This window comes from Cerasibacillus sp. JNUCC 74 (assembly GCF_053667775.1).
In genome coordinates this window covers 1,860,668-1,884,361 of sequence record NZ_CM132207.1, presented here as the reverse complement: position 1 = coordinate 1,884,361, position 23,694 = coordinate 1,860,668, and the positions used below count along the sequence as shown (strand labels likewise).

The window sequence follows — 23,694 nt, the reverse complement described above, 5'->3', positions numbered from 1 at the left end:
CAATCATAACCGGTCCTATAATGTCAAAGACAGAATTATATTTTTAGAAAAACTTAGCTTATCGCCATGTCTTTAGCGAAAGCTGTAGTTTTTCATTTACTATAAATCCTAAAAATTTTATACTTTCCTATAGCAGTACAAAAAAGAACACCGCCTTTTTAAGATTTAAATTCCTTGTTTCTCTCTAAATTATAACAAAAAATACATACGGAAGCATTAGCAAGCACGATGCTCCTAAAATGAATAACAAAATTTGTTAAAGTGAACATCACTAGATTTAGAGGAATAAAATTGACTAGATTATATATTAACAGTATAATTAAAATTTGTGGATTATATGAAAATATAATCGGGTGGGAGAGGGAACGGAAATACATTGAGGAATTTGTATGCCTGAGAAAAGAAAAAGCACCAATCATACCAGTTGGAAGTATGAGTTAATTGCGGGTATCATTGGTTATCTTACAACGATGTACATTGTTGTAGTAAATGGCTCGATCCTTAGTGAAGCTGGAATATCAATGGAAAGTGGAATGATCGCAACCATCCTAGCTAGTTTTGTTGGTACTTTACTGATGGGAATATTCGGTAAACTCCCTTTAATTATTATACCGGGTATGGGAATTAATGCGTTATTTGCATACTCCATTGTGGAAGGTACAGATCTTACGTTTCAAGAGGGTCTGGCAGTCGTATTACTAGCTGCCATCATTTTTCTACTTACTGCATTCAGTAAGCTAGGCATCCTATTAAAAGAAGCTATTCCTAGTTCTTTAAAGCATGCCATTACCGTTGGCTTAGGTTTTTTTCTAATTTTAATAGGCTTGGAAAAAAGCGGGCTTGTTAGCAATGGAGAAAATACAATTATTGCAATTGGGGATTTTACATCTCCGACTGTTATTGTTAGTTTAATAACGCTTTTCTTAGCGATTTTTCTATTTGTAAAAAATATTCCAGCTAACTTTTTAATAACGATGGTAGTAGGTACAGGAATTGCCGCAATTGCCGGCATAATAGAGCCTAGTAACAAAGCAATTAACTTAGCATGGGGTGAATTGTTGTTTCTTCCTTCGTTTCATGCTGTAAATGAGTTGTCATTTTGGTTGGCTGTTTTCCCATTAGCTATGATTTTAATCTTTGAAAATATGGGTTTATTACATGGACAGCTAGCTATGTTAAAACGTGAAGAAAGTTATCAAAAAGCGTATCAGGTTACTGCATTTTCAACCATTGCCTGTGCATTTCTTGGAACTTCTCCAACCGTATCCGCTGCGGAAAATGCTGCAGTTATTGCATCGAAAGGAAGAACAGGTAAGACTGCTCTCGTTGCTGGATGCTTATTTTTAGCAACGATCTTTCTGATTCCGTGGATAACGATGATTCCAAACACAGCAATTAGTCCGATTTTGATCATCGTCGGCTTTCTCATGGTACAAAATATAAAACAGTTACCATTAGACAATTTATCTGAAGCATTGCCAGCTTTTCTAATTGTTGTTATGATCCCATTTACGTACAGTATTGCTGACGGAATGGCTTTTGGTTTTATTGCTTATCCGCTTGTAAAAATGGCAATTGGTGATCGGAATGAACTGTCGCCGACGCTCTTGATTATTTCTAGCCTATTTTTACTCGATTTTATGATAAAGATGATCGGCATATAAAAAATCGCCCTCTCGGGGGGCGATTTTTTCACTTTTAGCAAATGATATCCTTTTTTACATGATGAATATCTTTTTGAAGGTAGCTTCGTCTAACTGATGCTCTCGATCCACCAGCCCCTCGGAGTCGCGCTTCACTCCCCCTGCGGCACAGGTTGCCTCCTCTTCGGAGTTCCAGCGCTTGTCGGGACTGAATAAGGGCATTTAGCGCTTTAGTTCTGCCAAAAGAATGGTTAAGAAAAATTACTCTACAGAGAAAATATACGAATAAATCGGCTGATTCCCATTGTGTACTTCTACTTCTATGTCTTCATACGTATCCTCAATATACCTCACAAGCTCAGCAATCTCCTCTTCCGATACATCTTCACCCTGTAAAATCGTGAGGATCTCGTCATCTTCCGTAATCATCTTCTCTAAAAGTAATTTAACAGTTTCCGTTTTATCTGGATTTGTGGCAACAATTTTTCCATCTTCAATCCCCATAAAATGACCATTTTCAATCGAAATCCCATCAATTTGTGTATCGCGGACGGCATATGTAACTTGACCAGTTTTCACTTGTTTTCTAGCCTCATTCATTGCCTTTTCATTCGTTTCAAGATCTCTATCCGGATGGAAGGCCAACATTGCACTAATTCCTTGAGGGATTGTCTTTGTTGGTATAACTCTTACATCTTGATCAGCTAATTCTGCCGCTTGATCGGCAGCCATAAAAATATTTTTATTATTTGGCAGTACTAGCACTTTTTTCGCATTCGTTGCTTTGATAGCATCCGCAATATCTTGCGTACTTGGATTCATTGTTTGTCCACCCTGTATTACTACTGTTGCACCAAGGCTTTCCAATAATTCTTTAAGCCCCTTCCCCATTGCTACCGTTACAATCCCATATTCAGTTTTTGTTTTAGGCTTGTCTTGCTTAGGTTTACTGCTGACAATTGCAGTATGCTGTTCTCGCATATTTTCAATTTTCATATTAATCAGATCGCCATAACGTTGCCCTAAATTGAGACATTCACCAGGGTGTTCAGAATGGATATGAACTTTTACTAGTTCATCATCCGATACGACCAATAATGAATCTCCATGATTGCTTAACTCATTACGAAATGCTTCTTCCTCAAACGGATGTGCTTTTATTTTATCTTCTTTGAATTTAACCATAAACTCCGTACAGTATCCGAATTTAATATCTTCTGTATTCATAAAGTCTTGAGCTGTTTTATGATGTTCTGCATTGACCATTTCATCCATATTAAAATCCGATGTATCTTCAGGGAGCTCCTCACCTTTTAGCGCAGCCAAAAAGCCCTCATAAATGGTTACTAAGCCCTGTCCGCCCGAATCAACTACTCCTACTTCTTTCAGTACTGGCAGCAGCTCTGGCGTGCGTTTTAAAGATGCTTTTGCTTCTGCTACAATTTTTTCCATGAGCATTATAATATCTTTTTCCTTTTTAGCTATGGCTACCGCTTTATGTCCTGAATCTTTGGCGACTGTTAAGATAGTACCTTCGACAGGCTTCATTACCGCATTATAAGCTGATGTAACAGCACTTTCAAATGCTTTGGCCAGTTCTTCCGATGTAACCGCTTCTTTTTTATCCAACCCTTTGGAAAAACCTCGAAAAATTTGCGATAAAATGACACCTGAGTTCCCTCTTGCCCCCATTAGGAGTCCCTTGGCGAATGCCTCAGCAACATCAGATACTCGGTTACTCGATATCTTTTTTACTTCATTTGCTCCTGAAGTGATTGTTAAATTCATATTTGTTCCTGTATCGCCGTCAGGCACAGGGAATACATTTAAAGCATCGATTTTCTTGGCGTTATTTGCTAAATGATGGGCACCAGATAAAATCATCTGTGCCAGCATCTTGCCATCTACTTGTTGTAAACTCACTTTTTCATTTCCTCCTCTAATAAACAAGAACTCATAAGCGCCTGTTCATCAACAGACGCTAGAGCAAACAATAAATTCATGTCCATTATTCTTGGGTTACCCGGACCCCTTGTATATAAATGTTAACTGAATCAATATCCAAACCAAGGGACTGGCTTAATGTATATTTTACTTTAGATTGAACATTATGAGCAACTTCCGATATTTTAGTACCGTAGCTTACAATAATATACATATCGATATGCAAGCGATGCTGTTCCTGTCGAACGATAACCCCTTTTGAATAATTTTCTTTTCGTAGTATTTCCGCAATGCCATCTCTAATTTGACTTTTTGAAGCCATTCCAACGATGCCGTAGCATTCAACAGCTGCTCCTCCGGCAATAGTTGCAATTACTTCGTTTGTTATCGTTACTTGACCATCATTTGTATGAAGTTCAATGGACATTTGAATCCTCCTTATAATACCTGCTCACATTCTAAAAATATTCTACTACATGCAGGACCATTTTAAAAGTAAAGATGAATTCTATTTTACGAAAACTTAGCGGACGACATGCCTTTCGCACAAGCAACGGCTAAGTTACACGCTGACTTTGAACATTTCACTGCGCCAAGCCAAGCTCCGCGCTAAAAACTCATTTCTTAAACGTATAAAAATTACCCCTTCTAACAATGTACGATTTACAAGCATCTGTCAAGTATTTTTTCTTTATGTATAAAATGAAACATCTATCCATGGGAGTTTTCCCCATCGGATGTTCGTTTTATTTAATCAGATATGTAAAGGATATACTTATTGCTTTGGTTGTTTTTCGAAAGCATAGGAATCCCATGTCACACGAAGACTCTGAGTAAGTATATCAAAAGTTATTTGAGAAAAAAACGTTTATTAGGTGGGATAACTTTATCCCGCATGTCAAGTTCCGTAAAACTACCCCTTCAAGAGTTATAGAGAATACGAACTCACCTACATGCTCGATTCACGGATGATGGACAGGGAAAGCGGCAGAGCAATACATCGGAAGCAGAAACATTGCTGTTCTCTTTCTAGTACAGTAGCTTTGATAGTAATGCAGCACGAAGAAAAGTGTTACCTAGATGATGTTAATCTTTGGTTTACTTTTATCTAGTAAGAAATGAAGGAAAATCCCGACTGAATCAAGTTTCACTTTATTTACATCGTTATATTTTTTCTTTATCTATTGCATTTTTTGGAAAAGAATAATTGCCAAGTGTAAAAAGTTATGGTAAATTGTATAGGTATGAAATGAAATATGTTTGTCATAGGAAAAGAAGTAGGAGGGATAGCATGGCCAGAAAATGTGTTGTAACTGGACGCCAAACTCGCACTGGAAATTATCGTTCGCACGCTATGAATGCTAATAAGCGTAAATGGAAAGCCAATGTCCAACGAGTACGTATTATGGTAGATGGTAAACCGAAAAGAGTTTATGTTTCTGCACGCGCCCTAAAATCAGGGAAAGTACAACGCATATAATATAAAGCTAACGCATTCGTTTATGAAACAAGCACCTTTTAATAAAGGTGCTTGTTTCTATTATAGAAATTATTTTATTAAAATCCGTCTATTCCAATGACGATGGAACTTAGATAATTGCAACATGCATTTGAAAAGCATTTGTAACTTACAATCAGTGTCAGATCCCATTAGAAAAACTTGGCTAGTCGCCAAGTCTTTATGGCGAAAGCTATCGTTTTTCTTATACGATAAAGTGAAACTTCATTCCGTGGAATGCTTTTTACACGGAATGTTAGTACCACAAGGGTATGACCTAAAGGCCCTTGAACCAATCGGGCATTTAGGGGCCGTTTTTTTCCACTTTGACCCCTTGCACGAACTCAGGTCTTGAAGTGGGAAACTTATGGCACCTTACATGCGGGATAAAGCCTAAAGTTTTATACTTTCCTATAGTATAAAAAAACATGCCATGGATTGTACTCATGGCAATATTTTAGCATAACTTCCAAAGCAGTCTTATATACATACGGATAAAAACATAATAGTTTACTAATTATAGCCAGTTATTACCAGCTCCTTATTAGCTGTTTACTTTTCTTTCTTAAATGTTCCGATAATAACTTTTACAAATCCGCCAATAAATCTCGGGAGCTTGATCGTATAAAATTTCATGAGTTCGCCCTCCTCTTTACAAACAAAGCTATCCAGAAATCGCATCACGACTCTTTACTAATAATAGTATGCCTTCTTTATAAGAAAAAGTACCACTATTTTTAATCAGCTTGTTTGAAATGCAAAGTGTCGAGCCCCATGAAATGGTCGCATTTATTAATGGATAGTAAAAGTTTTCTAATGTAATACCAACAACTCTAGACGAAAAAGGAATAAATGAAACGGTTGGATAATTGGCATCATTCTTCACCGTATACTTCCCTGGAAGCGTTAATTCTATATAATTCGTTTTGTCAACAATAATTCCCCGAATCCCTTTACTTACAATCCTATAAAGCAGCTGTACATTAATTAATGCATGGTCCATTCTCCCGCCAGTGACACCAAATAAATAAATGATTTTTGGATTTAGCTCATACGCCTTCATTAATGCGATTTCCAGATCTGTTTCATTCTTTTCAGCAGGGTATGCTTGATAATGTTTGGCTTTGTTCAAAATAACGTTTTTTTCCTCATCCGTAGTAGAATCAAAATCTCCTACTGCATATTCCATCGTGAGATCATGTTCAACTAATGTTAAAGCACCTCGGTCTGCTCCGATCCAGTAATCAACGATTGGTTGATAATGATAAAAATCCGGATACCATTTTGGCCCATTAGCGACAATAGCTACTATAGACACGTTAAACCGTTCCCTTTACAGCATTTAAAATCTCTTGTATCGCTTGTTTTCTGTCTTCTTCAGCAAAAATAGCACTTCCAGCAACAAGTACATCCGCACCGGCATCCGTACATATTTTTGCTGTTTTTGGCTTAATCCCTCCATCAACCTCAATTTCGAAGTTAAAACCAAAATCATGCCGCCATTTATTAACGAGTTTTATTTTTCCGATGGTGCTTTCAATAAAAGATTGACCGCCAAAACCTGGATTAACTGTCATGATTAACACCATATCCACATCAGGTAAGATAGGAAGTAACATTTCTGCTGGAGTGGCTGGATTAATGACTACACCGGCTTTTATACCCTGATCTTTAATTAAATGAATGGTACGATGTAAATGAGGGCACACTTCTTGATGTACCGTGATAATATCAGCTCCTGCATCTGCAAATGCTGGAATAAATTGATCTGGATTACTGATCATCAGATGTACATCTAGAGGAAGCTCCGTTATTGGACGAATTGCCTGAACAATTTGCGGACCTAGCGTAATATTTGGTACAAAATGTCCATCCATGACATCTACATGAATATAATCGACACCTAAACGGTCCACCTCCTGAATTTCTTCACCTAAACGGGCAAAGTCTGCTGATAATATAGAAGGAGCTAATTTTGTCATATTAATACCTCGGCTTTCTTCGTTTAATTTCTTCATAAAAACGAACATAATTATCATAACGATACTTAGGGATATCCTCGGCTTCTACCGCTTGTTTAACCGCACATTTTGGTTCTTTTACGTGCATACAACCACGGAACTTACAATCATTTTTTCTTTTTTTCATCTCCGGAAAACAATCAGCGAGCTCTAATAACGGGATATCTTGAAATTCTAATGAACTAAAACCCGGTGTATCAGCAACCAATCCACCAAGTAACGGGATCAACTCTACATGCCTGGTCGTATGTTTTCCACGACCAAGGCTTGTAGATATTTTTCCTGTTTTTAAGGACAATGATGGATCAATCGCATTTAATAAAGTTGTTTTTCCTACCCCTGATTGTCCGGCAATGACGGTAATTTTATCTTTGAAGTAACGTTCTAAAACAGATGTTTCTTCCAAATTCTTTACGGACAGCATTTCTACATCATAACCTATCTGTTGATAATCTTTTTTGTAAGCAAGGAATTGATCTTTTTCTTGCTTTACCAAATCCAGTTTGGTAAAAAAGATGACCGGCTTAATTCCTTCCGCTTCTACTAGTACAAGAAATCGATCAAGCAATGTCGTATTAAATGTTGGCTTTATCGCAGAATTGACAATGATTGCTTGATCAATATTAGCAACCGGCGGCCGAAGAAGCTCATTTTTTCTAGGTTGTATTTCTAAAATATATCCTTCATTTTCTCCGCTAATATCAAAAGTTACGATATCACCAACTAAAGGAGTAATATTTTTTTTTCGAAATACCCCCCTACCTTTACATTGGTACACCTTTCCCATAGCTTCTACATAATAGAAACCGCTTAATGCCTTAATAATTCTGCCATTTGCCATTTATTCACCTTCTTCATAAGAAACAGTTTTATTGGAAATCACTTCATCATCTCGCTTAATAATATACTCTGCTTTACTTCCTGGAGCAATCGTTAACGTAAAGGTTACTTCTGTATCCTCTGTAATCTTCTCTTCCATAAAAACTTCAGATAAATCATTATTCATATCTTCAACATATACTTTTACAGTTTGTTCCTCACGATTCGCATCCTCATCTTCACTGTTAGTCGGATTATAAGGAACCATATATTTGACCTTATGCGAGACAGGTGGTCGTTTTTCTGGACCGGAAGAAATATAAACTTTTACTGTGGAACCAACAACCAATTCTGTATTTGTCTCTGGTTCTTGGCGAATGACCTCTCCTTTCGGTGTGGTGTCAGAGTACTCGGTTATTTTTTCCATTTCCAACCCATTGCTCGTCAAATAATCGGATGCTTCTGCTTCTGTCATACCTTTTAAATTGTTTAAGCTAACCGTTTCAGGACCAATGCTTACTCGGAAAATAACCTTCGTTTCGCTTGGCACTACTTCACTGTCAGCCGTTGGTTGAATTTGATCAATGATTTCCCCAACTGGTTTATCGGAATGCTCTTCATAAGGATCAAGTACTTCATATCCCTCTTCCTCCAACAGTCGTTTTACTTGATCAAAATCTTCCCCTTCATAATCAGGAAAAGGAACTTTCTCTTTACCTTGACTTACCTGTACTGTAACTGTAGCACCTTCTTTCAATGTACTGCCAGCACTAGGGTCCGTATTAACTACATATCCTTCTTCTACGTCATCTGAAAAAACTTCTTTTTGTTTTACGGTAAACTTCGCTTCCTCCAGCTTAGTTACTGCATCGTTATATGCCATATTTTTAACATCAGGAACGACAACATCTTTCGCTTTAAAAAAATCAGTAAATAAGAAGAGTGCTGTCAGACCAGCAATCATCAGTAATAACAGAGCTGAAGCGATTAGCCATTTTTTCTTTTTACTTTTTTTCTTTTTGCTTTTTGCTTTTTGCTTTTTAGGGCGTTGTTTTTTTAATTGCTTGTCCAGTTTTTTAACATTCTTTCTTTCTTCTTGATATGGTTTTGTTTCACTATTGGCAGTGTGAATAATCGTATCTTCATTATCCGAATGATCAACTCCATCAGTAATGATCGGGATAGCTTTTGTTTCTTCTCCTTCTTCAGTAGGTGCAACAAAAACCGGCTCATTAAGTTTACTTGGAAGCAAAGCTGTTTCTAAAGCATCTTCTAAATCATAAATCGTTTCATAACGATGAAATGGATTTTTTGCAGTGGCCTTCAACACAATATTTTCCACACTTTGCGGAATATCAGGATTATATTTACGTACAGACGGTGTATCATTTTGCAAATGTTTCAAAGCTATAGATACGGCCGATTGACCAGAAAAAGGGAGACGCCCTGTTAAAAGCTCATAAAAGACAATACCGATCGAATAAATATCCGACTTTTTCGTAGCCGTTCCTCCCCTTGCTTGTTCTGGCGATAAATAATGGACTGAACCGAGAACTGAATTCGTTTGTGTCAATGATGTTGCGCTCAAAGCAATAGCAATTCCAAAATCGGTAACTTTTACTTGTCCATTTGTATCAATTAATATGTTTTGCGGCTTAATATCTCGATGAATGATTTCGTTGGCATGTGCATGAGCAATCGCAGAGGTTATTTGCCGCATAATATCCAATGCTTCTTGCACACCAAGCGGTCCATGTTGCTGTATGTATTCCTTTAAGGTCATTCCTTTTACATATTCCATTACCATGTAAAGTAAATGATCCTCTTCTCCAACATCATAAATATTAACGATATTCGGATGATTTAAGCTCGTAGCAGAATGTGCTTCTCGATCAAAACGGGCAATAAACTCCTCGTCATTTGCAAATTCTAAACGTAATGACTTAATAGCAACGTCTCTATCTAAAATAATGTCTCTTGCTAAATAGACATTCGCCATCCCACCGCTACCAATTATCTTTTTGATTTGATAGCGATCATTTACTAGATGGCCTTTCATCATGATGATTCACCTACTTTCTTTGTAGGAGTTTCGCGTTGTATTAAAATAAGAGAAATATTGTCTTCCCCACCACGCTCATTAGCTAAAGTGATCAAATTTTGTCCTACATCAGATAGTTCTGATTTTGCTTGAACAAGGGAATAAATTTCGTTATCACTTACTTTATCCGTTAACCCGTCCGTACATAATAATAATGTATCATCTAACTTAAAATTTAAAGAGTGGACATCACATGTTACAGTTCCTTCCGTTCCTAACGCTTTTAGAACTACATTTTTACGTGGATGATGAGCCGCTTCATCTTTCGATATTTGTCCAGATTGAACGAGTGCATTAACTAAAGAATGATCTTCTGTAACTTGACTTATCGTTTCATCCGAAATAATATAGGCTCGACTATCTCCAATATGGGCAATCGTTAAAATATCATGGAGCAAAATAGCAATGACAATAGTAGTTCCCATGCCAAAGCATTCTTCATTTTCCTGTGCATATTGATAAATCGATGTATTAGCATCTGCTATAGCTTTTTCTACCCAAGTTTCAGCCTCATCTGGAGAATTTAGACCTTCTGTTTTTTCCCACTTTTCCTGAAGCAGTTGAGTTGCCATTTGACTAGCTACATCCCCAGCCTGATGTCCACCCATTCCATCAGCTATAACAGCTAACAGCTGATTTGCTGCATTGTAAAAAATGCCTCCTGAATCTTCATTATGACTTCTAACTTGCCCTCGATCTGTTTGAAAATGAGCTTTCAATTAGTTCACTCCTTTAGCACATAGCCTTCTAGTTTTCTTATCGAAGTGCTTGAAGTCTCAAAACACTCTTATGTCTCGATTCCGTTCTAACCAATTACAGTATTACACAATATACCGAAGAAAAGAAGTATCTTTAGCCATTTTTTCGCTTAAAGCGAGTAAGAAAAAATCCATCTGTCTGAAATGTTTGTGGAAAAATTTGCAACCCATAGGAACTAACTCCAGGAGTTGCTTGCAATGCTAACGGTAATTCTGTAAAAAAAGCTTGATCTACTTCTATCATTGACTGTTGTTCAGAAAATTGTTGAACAACTTGTTCGTTTTCCTGTTGGTCAACGGTGCATGTACTGTATACCATCAAGCCATCCTTTTTTAGGAGAGGACTTACTTGATTAAGAATGTCCAATTGAATCTCCGCCAAACGAACAATATCGCTTTCCTGTTTATGATATTTTATTTCCGGTTTTCCTCGAATTACACCTAAACCAGAACAAGGAGCATCGACAAGGATTCGGTCGAATGTTTCCTCTGCATAATAGTTACGTAATTTACGAGCATCAGCAGCTGAAGAATCGATAATAAATAAACCCAGCTGTTTCGCTTTATTCTGAATCAGTTTGACTTTTTTGGCATGCAGATCGTGAGCAAAAATATGACCCTCGTTTTTCATTTTCTCTGCTATATGGGTAACTTTTCCTCCAGGAGCACTGCAAGCATCGAGCACCTTTAAACCCGGTTTTAGTTTTAACATTTCTCCAACTAACATAGACGTCTGATCCTGAATCGTAATAAAGCCCTCTTGAAACAACTTGCTTTTCAGGATGTTTCCTGTTTCAATAATGATACCCTGTGGGGAAAACAAAGATGGACGAACAATAAAACCTTCTTGTTGTAATTGCTTTATGGCAACATCACGACTGATTTTCAAAGGTTGGATGCGAATAGACAATATCTTATGGTCTAGATTTGCTTGACACATTTCTTCCGTGATTTCTTTCCCATATTGGTTTATCCATCGGTCTACAAGCCATCTGGGATGACTCGTAGCAATGGAAATCCGTTTCGCATCATCAGCTATAGCCGATAAAGCAGGTACCCCCTCCCGTTGAACAGCACGCAATACCCCATTGACAAATGAAGCGATCCCTTTATGTCCACGCAACTTGGCAATTTCTACAGCTTCATGAATGACCGCATGATCAGGAATCCTATCTAAATAAATCATTTGATACAAAGACATTCTTAATAATGATTTAACCCATGAATCAAGCTTCTTTTGATTTTTTATAAATGGTGTTAAATAATAATCCAATGTTAATTTACGCTGAATCGTTCCATACACAATTTCGGTAAATAATCCTTCATCTTGTTTCTTAAGAGTGCCCGCTTTCAAAGCATGATCAATTAATAAATGGCTATAACCCTGATCATTTTCAATTCGCATTAATGTATCTAATATTGTATTTCGCAGTGATTTATTTTCCATCTGAATTACTCACCCATTATTTGTCCTAGTTTTATTTCATCTGGATTTCCTCGCAAATAGTCTTTTACATGCATTCGTTTTTTTCCAGCTAGCTGCATCTCGATAACCCGAAAACCTTTTTGATCCCCGCATGCAACAATAAAGGATTCATTTCCAGGCTTATCTACGATTTCTCCTGGCTGTGCATTAGGAAAGGTTCGTTCTACCGGCTCTCCCCACCATATTTTTAGTGGTTTGCCATGAAATAGCGTATAAGCAACTGGCCAAGGATGAAGTCCACGGACATGATTATAGATGTCTTTACTCGATTGACTCCAATCGAGTTTTTCTTGTTCACGCGTAATATTGCGGGCAAATGTTGCTTGGTTTTCATCCTGTTCCATAGCTATAAGTTCATTAGCAAATAATTTCGGCAATGTTTCCTTTAACAACTGTGAACCTGCTTCAGCTAACTTATCATGTAGGCTTCCAACATGATCATTACCTTCAATCGTTACTTTACTCTGGGTAAGCATAGCTCCAGCATCTAGTCTTTCCACCATATACATAATGGTAACCCCAGTTTCTGACTTTCCTTGTATAATCGCATAATGAATTGGCGCTCCACCACGTAACTCTGGTAATAATGATGCATGGACATTAATACATCCATAAGCCGGGGCTGTCAATAATTCTTTAGGTAAAATCTGACCATATGCTGCGGTTACAATTAAATCAGGTTCATAAACGAGCACTTTTTTATACTCATCCTTCAGTTTTTCAGGTTGAAACACAGGAATATGATGCTCTAAAGCTACTTTTTTCACCGGTGTAGGTGAGATGATTTTCTTTCGTCCTTTTGGTCGATCAGGTTGAGTAACCACCAGTACTACCTCATAAGGAGAATCTAATAATGTGCGTAAAATAGGTACAGCAAAATCTGGCGTACCCATAAATACAATTCGTTTCATCAAAAATACCCACTTTCTATGTTTTTACATTAAATGATATGGTTGCAAATCAATGGAAATAAATACACCATCTTTTCGTATTTGCTCCGCAAAATAATCGACTATTTTATGCAGATATGTGCGTAAATCTGGTTCATTCCTGTATTTTATCATGCATTGATAACGATATCTATCTTTTATCCGCGGTATAGGTGATGGAGTCGGTCCTAAAATAATGGTTTCCCGTTTTACTGTTTTCGCAAGCATATTTACTATTTGCTGCGTAATCTGTATAACCTTTACTTGATTCGGATGAGTAATCGTTATTAAGGCTAAAAAGAAATACGGAGGATATTGAAAATTCTTCCGCATGATCATTTCCTTTTGATAAAAAGCCGTATAATCATAGTGACTTGCAAGTTCAATACTATAATGCTCTGGTGTATAGGCTTGAACAATAACTCTACCGGCTAGTTCATGCCGCCCAGCCCGGCCACTCACTTGAGTAAGAATTTGAAACGTTTTTTCCGATGAACGAAAATCTGGTAAATGCAGCATGGAATCAGCAGTCAACACACCAACTAATGTGACATTCTCAAAATCTAAACCTTTTGCAATCATTTGTGTACCTAATAAAATATCAGCTTGCTTATTGGCAAATTGAGTTAACAATTTTTCATGAGATCCTTTTCTCCGCGTTGTGTCTACATCCATTCGGATAATCCTTGCCTCCGGAATTAATTGGGCCAGTGCCTCTTCCACCCGCTGTGTACCCGTACCAAAGTATCGAATGCTATCACTCTGACATTCAGGACACTGTACAGGCATCGGTTCTTCATAGGAACAATAGTGACATTTTAATTTATGATGACGTTTGTGAAATGTCAAGGCAATATCACAATGGGGGCACTCTTTTACATGACCGCACTCTCGGCACATAACAAATGTTGAATACCCTCTGCGATTTAATAATAAAACCATCTGTTCTCCTTTTTGCAAGCATTCTTCGATCGCCTGTTTTAAAGCTCTGGAAAACATGGTACGATTACCTGCATGCAACTCTTTTCGCATATCGATAATTTCAACTGGCGGCAATTCTTTTTTATTTGTCCGCTCGTTTAATGTTACTAGCTGATAAACTCCTTTTCTCGCTCTGGCATATGATTCAAGCATTGGTGTAGCACTGCCTAAAATAACCGGACATTGGTGGGCTTTTCCACGATAAATTGCTACATCTCTTGCGTGATAACGGGGATGATCCTCTTGCTTATACGTAGACTCATGTTCTTCATCAATAATGATCACCCCTATGTTTTCAAATGGTGCAAAAATGGCTGACCTTGCACCAACCACTACCTGCACTTCTTTCCGGTAGATTCTACGCCATTCATCATACTTTTCTCCTGCCGATAAAGCACTATGCATGACAGCAACATTAGATCCGAATCTACCCTTAAAGCGTTTCACCATCTGTGGTGTTAAAGAAATTTCCGGAACTAACATAATCGCTTCTTTTCCTTTAGCAATCACATCTTGAATCACTTGGAGATAGATTTCCGTTTTACCACTACCGGTAATACCATGTAATAAAAATACATCATGCTCCCCGTTCTTCACTTTTTCTTTCATTGGCTTTATCGCTGCTGCTTGCTGGTTCGTTAATGGTAAAGCTTCTGTGGCAGGGAACTCCCTACCTTGATAAGGATCTCGGTAAACCTCGATTTGATAACTTTCCAAGCATCCTTTTTTCTTTAGTGCATGAATCGTATGATCCGTAGTTTTTAATTGACGTAACAATCTTTGCTTTTCAATTGGTTCTGGATATTGGATAAAAAATGACAGCATTTGCTTTTGCTTTTTTGCGTTTTCAGCTAAATCCAGATGGACTTCCTCTAGTTCATGTAGTTCTTTTTTTGGTTTAATCATCGTTTGATATTTTTTGGTAATCCGAGACTTGACGATATATTCAATTGCTACATCGCCATCTTGCACGGCTTCTGATAGGCGAAGATAAGGAATGCTGGACGCCATGAATTCTTCATATGGGACCACATCTCGACCAGCAAAAAAAGTTTCTAGTTCATCAGAAAGCGGTGACTCCGCCATACGGACAAGTTCTTTTTTATAGGTTGCCTTTAAAACTTGTGGGAGCATTGCTTGAAATGTTGTTATTTGTAAACTAATTGTTTGCTCGGCCAACCATTTCCCTAACGTTAATAATTCTTTTGTTAATACAGGCTGAAGATCAAGTATGTCATGAAGTGGCTTTAGCTTTGAAATCATTGATGATTCTCTCTCTCCAACAACAAATCCCATCACTTTTCTTGGACCGAATGGAACAATGACACGCATTCCAACCGAAGCAATATCTTTAAATTTCTCTGGTACAAGATAATCAAAGGTTTGGTCTATAGCACTTGCAGGAACATCAACAATCACTTTTGCAATATTCACTGTTCCGGATCCTCCATATCCTGATGAATTAATTTAACAATTTGTCTGGCAATTTCTTGTTTGGTTGCTAATGCCAAATGTTCTGTTTTTCCATATTTGTTTATATACGTCACTTCGTTCGTATCTTTGGCAAAGCCTGCCCCCTTAGAAGCAATATTATTAATGACAATTGCATCTAGATGCTTACTTTTTAATTTTTTATGTCCATTTTCAAATGGTTTTTCTGTTTCTGCGGCAAAGCCAACAAGAAACTGTCCTGACTTCTGTTCACCAAGTGACTTTAATATATCTTTTGTTCGCTCCATTTTGATCTGTAATGGGCCATCTTGCTTTTTCATCTTATGCTCATACGTAACTGCTGGACGGTAATCTGCAACTGCCGCTGCTTTAATAACAATATCACTAGAAGCTAAATGTTTATGCATTTCTTGATACATTTCATCAGCAGTAGTAATGTGAATTGTTTGGATGTTTGGATGTTTGGCTGCTAATGAAGTAGGACCAGTTACTAAGGTGACAGATGCTCCCACTTCAGCGGCTGCTTCTGCCAGGGCAAACCCCATTTTTCCTGACGAGTGGTTCGTAAAAAAGCGCACTGGATCTATTTTTTCTCTAGTCGGACCAGCAGAAATAAGCACTTGCTTGCCTTGTAAAAACAGGTGCTTCTCATCTGTTTGATGTGCTTCGACTGCTTCAATAATCGAGGCAGGCTCCTCTAGTCTTCCTTTTCCGACGTACCCACAAGCTAAATAACCATCACCGGGCTCAATAAAGTGATAGCCCCATTTTTTTAAAGTTTGCATGTTTTGGATAACAGCCGGGTGAGCGTACATATGGACATTCATTGCTGGAGCAATATATACTTCTGCTTGTGTAGCAAGAAGTAATGTTGTTAACATGTCATCGGCAATGCCATTAGTAAGCTTACCAATTAAATTAGCTGTTGCTGGAGCAAGAATAACAATATCTGCCCAATCAGCGACATCAATATGAGCGATTTTAGCAGGGTCTTTTTCATCAAACGTATCCGTATATACTGGATTACGGGAAAGAGCTTGAAAAGTTAAAGGTGAAACGAATTTTGTAGCGTTTTCCGTCATAACCACCTTGACGTTAGCACCTTTTTGAGTCAGCTTACTAGTAAGCGTACAAGCTTTATAAGCAGCTATTCCTCCCGACACACCTACGACTATATTCTTAGAAGTAATCATTGCTAAGTTCCCCTTTCTATTGTTAAAACAGCTAATTATGTGCAGAAATAATGGTAATAAGAAACGGTTATACTTGTTAGTTCAAAAGCGTAAAAAGCTGATCTTGAACAAAATTCCCTCGCAGCTTGTATCGCGAGGGAATTTATTGTCAAACTAAAACATGCAGTTCGTTCCATATCTCTGTCAATGAAGTTAAAGTAAATCTTCAATCAGCGAGGGGGGTCTTTTATTCCTCCACTGATTAATAGTAACGTAAGGATATGACATAAAGTCCTTGAATGAATCGGGCATTTAGGTGCCGTTTCTACAACTAAACTTTTCGTTTTCTCTATGTTGTATCTTACGGCACCTTACATGCGGGATAAGGTGAAACTTCATTCAAGGAGTGTTTTTCTCCTTGAATGTTAGCTAAACGAATCGGGCATTTAGGTGCCGTTTCTACAATTAACCTTTTCGTTTTCCCTATGTTCTATCTTACGGCACCTTACATGCGGGATAAATGATCGGTTTTTCTTAGTTTTCCTCTTGGATAAATAATTTTCCTGCTTCAATTTCTTCAAGAGCCATCCCAACATATTGGTGGGATTTAGGATGTTCAATTAACACCTTTTTCGTTTCACTCATTTGCCTTGCTCGTTTGGCCGATAAAATAACAAGGGTATACTTTGAATTAATTTTACTTAGCAGTGAATCAATAGATGGTTCCAGCATTACAATTCATCCTCCAATAACCGTTTATATTGTTTGGCAATTCGCTCACGTCTTAAATGTTCACTTTGAATAATCGCATGAATCTTAGAAACCGCAAGATCAACATCATCATTTACAACGACATAATCATAAGCATCCATCATCTCGATCTCTTTTCTTGCCTCTTTTAGTCTGTTTAACACAAGCTCCTGAGTTTCCGTTCCACGATGAAGAATCCGGTTTTTCAGTTCTTCTAAGCTCGGAGGGAATAGAAAAATGAATACACCTTCTGGAAAATTCTCACGAACCTGTAAAGCACCTTGGACTTCAATTTCAAGAAAAACATCGTGACCAGCAGCAAGTGTTTTTTCTACGTAATCGCGAGGTGTACCATAATAATTATTAACATATTTTGCATATTCTAATAACTGTTTTTGTTCAATCAATGTTTCGAAATCATCTTTGGATTTAAAAAAATAATCCACTCCCTCTTGTTCCCCTGGACGCTTCTCACGCGTTGTCATGGAAATAGAATATTTCAAATCTGTTTTTTGGCTAAACAACGCTTTGCGAACTGTTCCTTTTCCAACCCCAGAAGGTCCGGATAGAACAAAAAGAATACCTTTTTCTTCGATCAAATTGTTTCCTCCTAATTATCATCCGTTATTTCTTCATGACTTAGCACACGTTGACCTACTGTTTCAGGTTGTACCGCAGACAATATAACATGGTCACTATCTGTTATAATAACTGCTCTGGTTCTTCTTCCATAAGTTGCATCTACTAATTTATTGTTGTCCCTAGCTACACTAATAATCCGTTTGATCGGCGCTGATTCTGGCGATACAATCGAAATAACTCTGTTCGCAGAAACAACATTTCCAAAACCAATATTAATTAAACGTAAACTCAACATAAACCCTCCGTATACTTCTTTTTTCTCTATTTTATTTTAACAAACAATTCGTTGAAGCTCGTCGTTTCCATGTTGCATTCCAATTATAAACTTTAAAGACTGTATTATAAAAATAAAGACCAAAAGATTAATATTTACCATTGCAGTGCAATTATTTAAGAAGAGATTCAAAAGCCGAGTAAAAACGGAATTCTTTCGCAGGATTGTCTCATGTAGATCATGTTTTTAAATACACACACTCTACTTCTTGAAACCTCGCCTTTTTTAACTTCAACACACTGGACGTGTTAATGTCAGTGCTATAACAAGACTAGGAAAGCTTCGGGCGGGAATACATTGCAAGTTTTTAAGGATGTAGAAATTTTAGCAGACTTAAAGTCCCCTTAACCTCCATTTGAATACATACTTAAAGCTAAATTGGTACTATGTAATTCGTTTATTTTAATCCTTGTACTATTATTTAATAAATGCGTCAATATGAAAGATTATACAGAGAGTTGATCCCATTATACAACCTAGTGTCATTATACGTAAAAAATGGGGGAAAACTCAACTATTATTCCATGTTTTGCACCTGTTCTTTTATTTTTTCTATTTCACTTTTTAATGTAATCGTATGTTCACTGATCAAGCTATTAACTGATTTCGATCCAATTGTATTTACTTCACGGAGCAATTCTTGTGTAATAAAATTCAGTTTTCGGCCAATCGGTTCATCCAATTCTAACGTCTGTTTAAATTGTTGAATATGACTGTTTATTCTTGTTATCTCTTCCGATATGTCTCCTTTTTCAGCAAGAAGAACAATTTCTTGATAGATGCGAGAATCATCTTTACTTAACTCTTGGTTTAAATGCAGCTCTAATCGATGTTTGATTCGTTCTCGATACTCTTTCATGACCATTGGTCGTAAACTTTTAATTGCATCCACGAGTTGTTGCAATGCTTCACTTCGTTCTTGTAAATCGGTTTGCAATGCCTGGCCTTCAACTCTTCTCATTGCATAAACCTGCTTGCAAACATCTGTAAGTCCTGCTAACAATGTAGATATTAATTCATCCGAATATTCTTCTACCTCTTGAATGGAGAATACATCTGGAAATGCTGAAATGACCGTAATCGGTATATCTCCAGCAAGCTGATAACGTTGTTTTAATTCCTGTAATTGTGTCATATATTGCTCGACTAAACTCCAATTTATTTGAACCTGTTTACTGAAAAGTGTATCCCCATCTATTTGAATATAAACCTCAACTCTACCTCGCTGGAAAAATGATTGAATAATCTTTTTAAGTTTTTCTTCTAAAAATAATAACCTATTCGGAATTTTCATCTGGATATCAAGGAAACGATGATTCACCGTCTTGATTTCAACAGTTATTGTTGCTTGTTCAGTAACTATTTGTTTATTTCCATAGCCTGTCATACTTATTGCCATAAACATCATCACTCCATCTACGGATATTATACGCTCTTTCTCTTCAACTTGAAAAGAAATACGCGTTTAATATATATGATACAGGATTAACTCTTCCATACGTAAAAGGAAACGGACTGCTAGATGTACAGATACTTTAAAAATACATGTTTAAAAAGAAATCAGAGTTTAAGATAGTATAATTTTCTAATATAGAGTTGGACTTGGTAATGTATATATTACACTTAGGTTATGAAGGTTAAATAAGAGGTGAAAAATAAAGTAAAAATAGCTCGTGTTCAAGTAGACGATCACAGCAATAGAAGAGCGACTTGGCAAACCGTTAACCTGATGGAGAAAGGTAAATATAACCTTACCTAAAGTTGTGCCAAATAAATGTTATGCAATAAATAGGTCGTTGAATAAAATAGTTTGGATAAACAAAGAAGGCATACAGGAAACAGATTAACCGATGAAGTAAATACGGAAAGAACAAAAGCAAGAAGCGCTTGGGTTAGCGGCGTATAAATGGCCGAACTTCTGACGGGATAAAGGGAAACTTCATTTCTTTGAATGCTTCTCCCAAGAAATGTTAGATGAACCAATCGGGCATTTAGGTGCCGTTTTTCTCATAAAGTTGCAAAATGATAAGCAGATCTTTGAAATGTGAAAAATATGGCACCTTACATGCGGGATAAAGGGAAACTTCATTTCTTGGAATAACTTTCCCAAGAAATGTTAGATGAGCCAATCGGGCATTTAGGTGCCGTTATCCCTATTTAAACTTCACCGTATTCTCTAAGTTGTAGTTTTACGGCACCTTACATGCGGGATAAAGAAAACACGCCTCTAAAACAGGGGATGCCGACGCCTGAGCGGCAAGCCCGCTTTTAGTCGGCCTTCCTTTAGATTTAAGCCGATGTTGACTTATCGTAGAAGATCGAAGTTTGGCTCGTCTCTCGAGCGCTTAAGCTAGATGACAAAACTACTTTTCAAAAAAGTTACCTATATGGAAAAGTGGGTATAAACTTCTAGTCATTATTTAGGAACGTACCTAATTATACTGTTAGATACGTTCCCGTAGTTTTCGGATCTACTTTTTTGTAAAACCAAATAATACAGTTGGTAAAGCACCTAGGCCGAAGATTAACATCCAATCTCTTAAGCTAAGTGAAACTGTATGGAAGACTGGTTGCAATGGCTGCCAATAAACAACGATTAACAGCAAGAACAATGAAGAAAGGACTGCTAATACAAGATACATATTTTCAAATGGATTTCGCGAAAAGATAGATTGTTCACTTCGACAATCAAACACATGAATTAATTGGGCAAGTACTAATGTGGTAAATGCTACCGTTCGAGCATAGGTGAGATGATCAGGATTGGCCTGATATGTCACCATAAAAGCAACCAACGTAACAATGCCAATCACAATCCCTCGACTGATAATTTTATAACCTAATCCGCGAGCAAACACTCCTTCTTGCAAACTCCTTGGCCGTTTTTTCATTACTTCGCCCTCAGCCTTATCCATTCCAAGTGCCATTGCTGGAAGCCCATCTGTTACCAGGTTTACCCATAAAATTTGCACTGGAACAAGCGGCAGCGGTAGGGAAAGTAACATAGCAAAGAGCATAACGAGAATTTCTCCAACATTAGAGGCTAGTAAATAACGAATAAATTTTCTAATATTCTCGTAAATGGTACGTCCTTCTTCAATCGCTGCTTTAATGGTTGCAAAATTATCATCCATTAATATAAGGGAGGATGCTTCTTTCGTTACATCTGTTCCACTAATTCCCATACTTACACCAATATTACTAGCTTTTATTGCAGGTGCATCATTGACACCATCTCCAGTCATGGCAACAACATGTCCCTGTTCTTGAAACGCGTGAACGATTCTTAACTTATGCTCTGGAGTAACCCGTGCGAACACATATATATTTTCAATTACATCTTCTAGTTCCTGCTGTGACATATTATTTATCTGGGAACCTTCTAAAACTTGTCCATCTTCTGGCATTAGATCTAAGTTTTTAGCAATGGCCCGTGCAGTTTTTGCATGATCACCTGTAATCATTACGGTTTTAATTCCTGCACTCCTACATTCTTTAATAGCCCCTTTCACTTCTTTACGAGGTGGATCGATCATGCCATATACACCAATAAAGGTTAGATCTTTCTCCAGTATGCTCGATTGTAAATCATCTTGTTTGGTTAATGGTTTGATCGCAATGGCTAATGTACGAAGTGCTTTTTCAGCCATACCATTAATTGCTTGCTCGATCATTTTTTGCTGGTTTGCCTTTAATAGCTGGCGTCCTTGTTCATCCATCACATAGGTGGATCGTGGTAATAAAATTTCTGGTGCTCCTTTGGTAATTAGAAAACGACGTTGGTTCACATCTTCTACGACGACACTCATCCGCTTTCTGACCGAATCAAACGGAAATTCTTTAATTACTTTATATGGTTCTACATCGACTATGGTCAGTCCAAATTTTCTTGCTGCTATCAGCAAAGCGCCATCAGTTGGATTTCCTTCTATTGCATGTTTGCCCTTTTTTACAACAATAGAAGCATGATTGCATAGCATGCCATATAACAACATCGATTCTAAGTTTGGATAACGATGATCGACTTTTTGTTTATCTAAAAAATAATCGCCATCTAATTCATACCCGTCTCCTGTCACATATAAATGCTTTCCATTAATAAAGACTTCTTTTACAGTCATTTTATTCTGTGTCATTGTTCCAGTTTTATCTGAGCAAATAACCGAAGCGCAGCCTAATGTTTCGACAGCAGATAACTTGCGAACAATTGCTTTTTTGCGAATCATTCGTTGAACTCCTAGGGATAATGCGACGGTTACAATAGCTGGCAACCCTTCAGGAATAGCAGCAACAGCAAGCGATACTCCTGCTAAAAACATTGTATATAATGGTTGACCTTGTACAACCCCCAATACCACGACTAGAGCAGTAAGCAAGAGAGCAACAACAATTAATATTTTTCCTAATTCAGCAAGCTTTCGTTCTAATGGAGTCATTACTTTTTTTGTGTTTGCCATTAATGAAGCAATTTGTCCCATTACTGTTTGCATACCAGTACCTACTACAATACCAATACCAGATCCCCGTGTTACTAGCGTACTCATAAATCCCATATTAATCTGGTCTTGAGCATCTAAATGATCACGATGGATAGCAGCAGCATGCTTCATTACTGGTAAGGATTCACCTGTTAATGCTGATTCCTCTGTTTCCAAACTATCCGATTTAACAATTCGAATATCAGCAGGAATCCGGTCTCCGCTCGTTATTCTGACAACATCTCCTACAACGACATCTTTGGATGGGATCCTTTCCCATTTTTTATTTCGCAAGACATAAGCCATCGGCGCAGATAATTCCTTTAGTTTATCTAACGATTTTTCTGCTTTTTGTTCTTGAAAAAAGCCAATGAATCCATTAACAAGTACAATCACCATTATCGCAATTGCATCAATGTATTCACCTAATAATCCAGCTACTAAGGTAGCTGCTAATAAAACCAGCACCATAAAATCTTGGAATTGTTTTAGGAAAATTAACCATTTAGGTACTTTCTTCTGTGCTTCTAGGGCGTTCTCTCCGTATTGCTTTTGTCTTTTTTCTACTTGTTTATCCGTTAAACCTCGATTCACAGTTACATGCAGTTTCTTTTCTACATCTTTTACATCTAATTGATACCAGTTCATCTGCATTCCTCCAACTCTAGCACTCATAACTATTCGAAGAAGTTGTTTTTTCTTCTTTGTTGTTTTTTCTCCTTAACGATATGTATGCAGACTTGTCC

General features: G+C 37.3%; 19 protein-coding genes. 2 read left to right on the top strand and 17 right to left on the bottom strand.

Translation table 11 applies throughout. The features are described from left to right. Positions 1-389: 389 nt before the first annotated feature. Positions 390-1,664 (top strand): NCS2 family permease, encoded by a 1,275-nt coding sequence (locus tag JNUCC74_RS08235; protein WP_077320378.1) that lies wholly within the window; start codon positions 390-392, stop codon positions 1,662-1,664. 240 nt (positions 1,665-1,904) lie between these two features. Here JNUCC74_RS08235 and JNUCC74_RS08230 read toward each other — a convergent pair whose 3' ends face one another. Further along, the gene (locus tag JNUCC74_RS08230; RefSeq protein ID WP_454067631.1) at positions 1,905-3,566 is read right to left on the bottom strand and encodes a DAK2 domain-containing protein; all 1,662 of its coding nucleotides are present in this window, start codon (positions 3,564-3,566) and stop codon (positions 1,905-1,907) included. Between the two features lie 85 nt (positions 3,567-3,651). Further along, positions 3,652-4,014: an Asp23/Gls24 family envelope stress response protein gene (locus tag JNUCC74_RS08225; protein WP_216482779.1), complete on the bottom strand. Its 363-nt coding sequence runs from the start codon at positions 4,012-4,014 to the stop codon at positions 3,652-3,654. Positions 4,015-4,878: 864 nt separating this feature from the next. Here JNUCC74_RS08225 and rpmB point away from each other — a divergent pair. Then, a complete protein-coding gene (gene rpmB, locus JNUCC74_RS08220; RefSeq protein WP_454067630.1) occupies positions 4,879-5,067 on the top strand; it encodes a 50S ribosomal protein L28 in 189 nt (62 codons plus the stop codon). Between the two features lie 570 nt (positions 5,068-5,637). Here rpmB and spoVM read toward each other — a convergent pair. The 15 genes from spoVM to JNUCC74_RS08145 form a co-directional block, all read right to left on the bottom strand. After that, positions 5,638-5,721 carry a stage V sporulation protein SpoVM gene (gene spoVM / locus JNUCC74_RS08215; RefSeq protein WP_077320374.1) on the bottom strand — a complete coding sequence of 28 codons (84 nt, stop codon included), beginning with the start codon at positions 5,719-5,721 and terminating at the stop codon, positions 5,638-5,640. A gap of 28 nt (positions 5,722-5,749) precedes the next feature. Further along, positions 5,750-6,403 (bottom strand): thiamine diphosphokinase, encoded by a 654-nt coding sequence (locus JNUCC74_RS08210; RefSeq protein ID WP_454067629.1) that lies wholly within the window; start codon positions 6,401-6,403, stop codon positions 5,750-5,752. 1 nt (position 6,404) lies between these two features. Further along, complete coding sequence (gene rpe / locus JNUCC74_RS08205) at positions 6,405-7,067, bottom strand: ribulose-phosphate 3-epimerase (RefSeq protein ID WP_454067628.1); 663 nt, start codon at positions 7,065-7,067, stop codon at positions 6,405-6,407. 1 nt (position 7,068) lies between these two features. Further along, positions 7,069-7,947, bottom strand: a complete 879-nt coding sequence (gene rsgA, locus JNUCC74_RS08200) for a ribosome small subunit-dependent GTPase A (RefSeq protein ID WP_454067627.1) — start codon at positions 7,945-7,947, stop codon at positions 7,069-7,071. Continuing rightward, complete coding sequence (gene pknB, locus JNUCC74_RS08195; RefSeq protein ID WP_454067626.1) at positions 7,948-9,987, bottom strand: Stk1 family PASTA domain-containing Ser/Thr kinase; 2,040 nt, start codon at positions 9,985-9,987, stop codon at positions 7,948-7,950. Continuing rightward, positions 9,984-10,745: a Stp1/IreP family PP2C-type Ser/Thr phosphatase gene (locus JNUCC74_RS08190; RefSeq protein WP_454067625.1), complete on the bottom strand. Its 762-nt coding sequence runs from the start codon at positions 10,743-10,745 to the stop codon at positions 9,984-9,986. Before JNUCC74_RS08190 ends, pknB begins: the two co-directional genes overlap by 4 nt. 133 nt (positions 10,746-10,878) lie before the next feature. After that, on the bottom strand, positions 10,879-12,231 hold the full coding sequence (gene rsmB / locus JNUCC74_RS08185; RefSeq protein ID WP_454067624.1) for a 16S rRNA (cytosine(967)-C(5))-methyltransferase RsmB: 1,353 nt from the start codon (positions 12,229-12,231) through the stop codon (positions 10,879-10,881). Between the two features lie 5 nt (positions 12,232-12,236). Further along, the gene (gene fmt, locus JNUCC74_RS08180; protein WP_454067623.1) at positions 12,237-13,181 is read right to left on the bottom strand and encodes a methionyl-tRNA formyltransferase; all 945 of its coding nucleotides are present in this window, start codon (positions 13,179-13,181) and stop codon (positions 12,237-12,239) included. A gap of 24 nt (positions 13,182-13,205) precedes the next feature. Beyond that, the gene (gene priA, locus JNUCC74_RS08175) at positions 13,206-15,614 is read right to left on the bottom strand and encodes a primosomal protein N' (RefSeq protein ID WP_454067622.1); all 2,409 of its coding nucleotides are present in this window, start codon (positions 15,612-15,614) and stop codon (positions 13,206-13,208) included. Then, positions 15,611-16,825: a bifunctional phosphopantothenoylcysteine decarboxylase/phosphopantothenate--cysteine ligase CoaBC gene (gene coaBC, locus JNUCC74_RS08170; protein WP_454067621.1), complete on the bottom strand. Its 1,215-nt coding sequence runs from the start codon at positions 16,823-16,825 to the stop codon at positions 15,611-15,613. The genes priA and coaBC overlap by 4 nt, the downstream gene beginning before the upstream one ends. Before the next feature lie 513 nt (positions 16,826-17,338). Continuing rightward, positions 17,339-17,536 carry a DNA-directed RNA polymerase subunit omega gene (gene rpoZ / locus JNUCC74_RS08165; protein WP_454067620.1) on the bottom strand — a complete coding sequence of 66 codons (198 nt, stop codon included), beginning with the start codon at positions 17,534-17,536 and terminating at the stop codon, positions 17,339-17,341. Next, positions 17,536-18,153, bottom strand: coding sequence for a guanylate kinase (gmk, locus tag JNUCC74_RS08160; RefSeq protein ID WP_077320363.1), 618 nt, complete (start codon positions 18,151-18,153; stop codon positions 17,536-17,538). The genes rpoZ and gmk overlap by 1 nt, the downstream gene beginning before the upstream one ends. Before the next feature lie 11 nt (positions 18,154-18,164). Continuing rightward, a complete protein-coding gene (remA, locus tag JNUCC74_RS08155; protein WP_077320362.1) occupies positions 18,165-18,428 on the bottom strand; it encodes an extracellular matrix/biofilm regulator RemA in 264 nt (87 codons plus the stop codon). 559 nt (positions 18,429-18,987) lie between these two features. Further along, on the bottom strand, positions 18,988-19,869 hold the full coding sequence (locus JNUCC74_RS08150) for a YicC/YloC family endoribonuclease (protein ID WP_454067619.1): 882 nt from the start codon (positions 19,867-19,869) through the stop codon (positions 18,988-18,990). A gap of 1,072 nt (positions 19,870-20,941) precedes the next feature. Further along, the gene (locus JNUCC74_RS08145; RefSeq protein WP_077320360.1) at positions 20,942-23,596 is read right to left on the bottom strand and encodes a cation-translocating P-type ATPase; all 2,655 of its coding nucleotides are present in this window, start codon (positions 23,594-23,596) and stop codon (positions 20,942-20,944) included. Between the last annotated feature and the right edge of the window lie 98 nt (positions 23,597-23,694).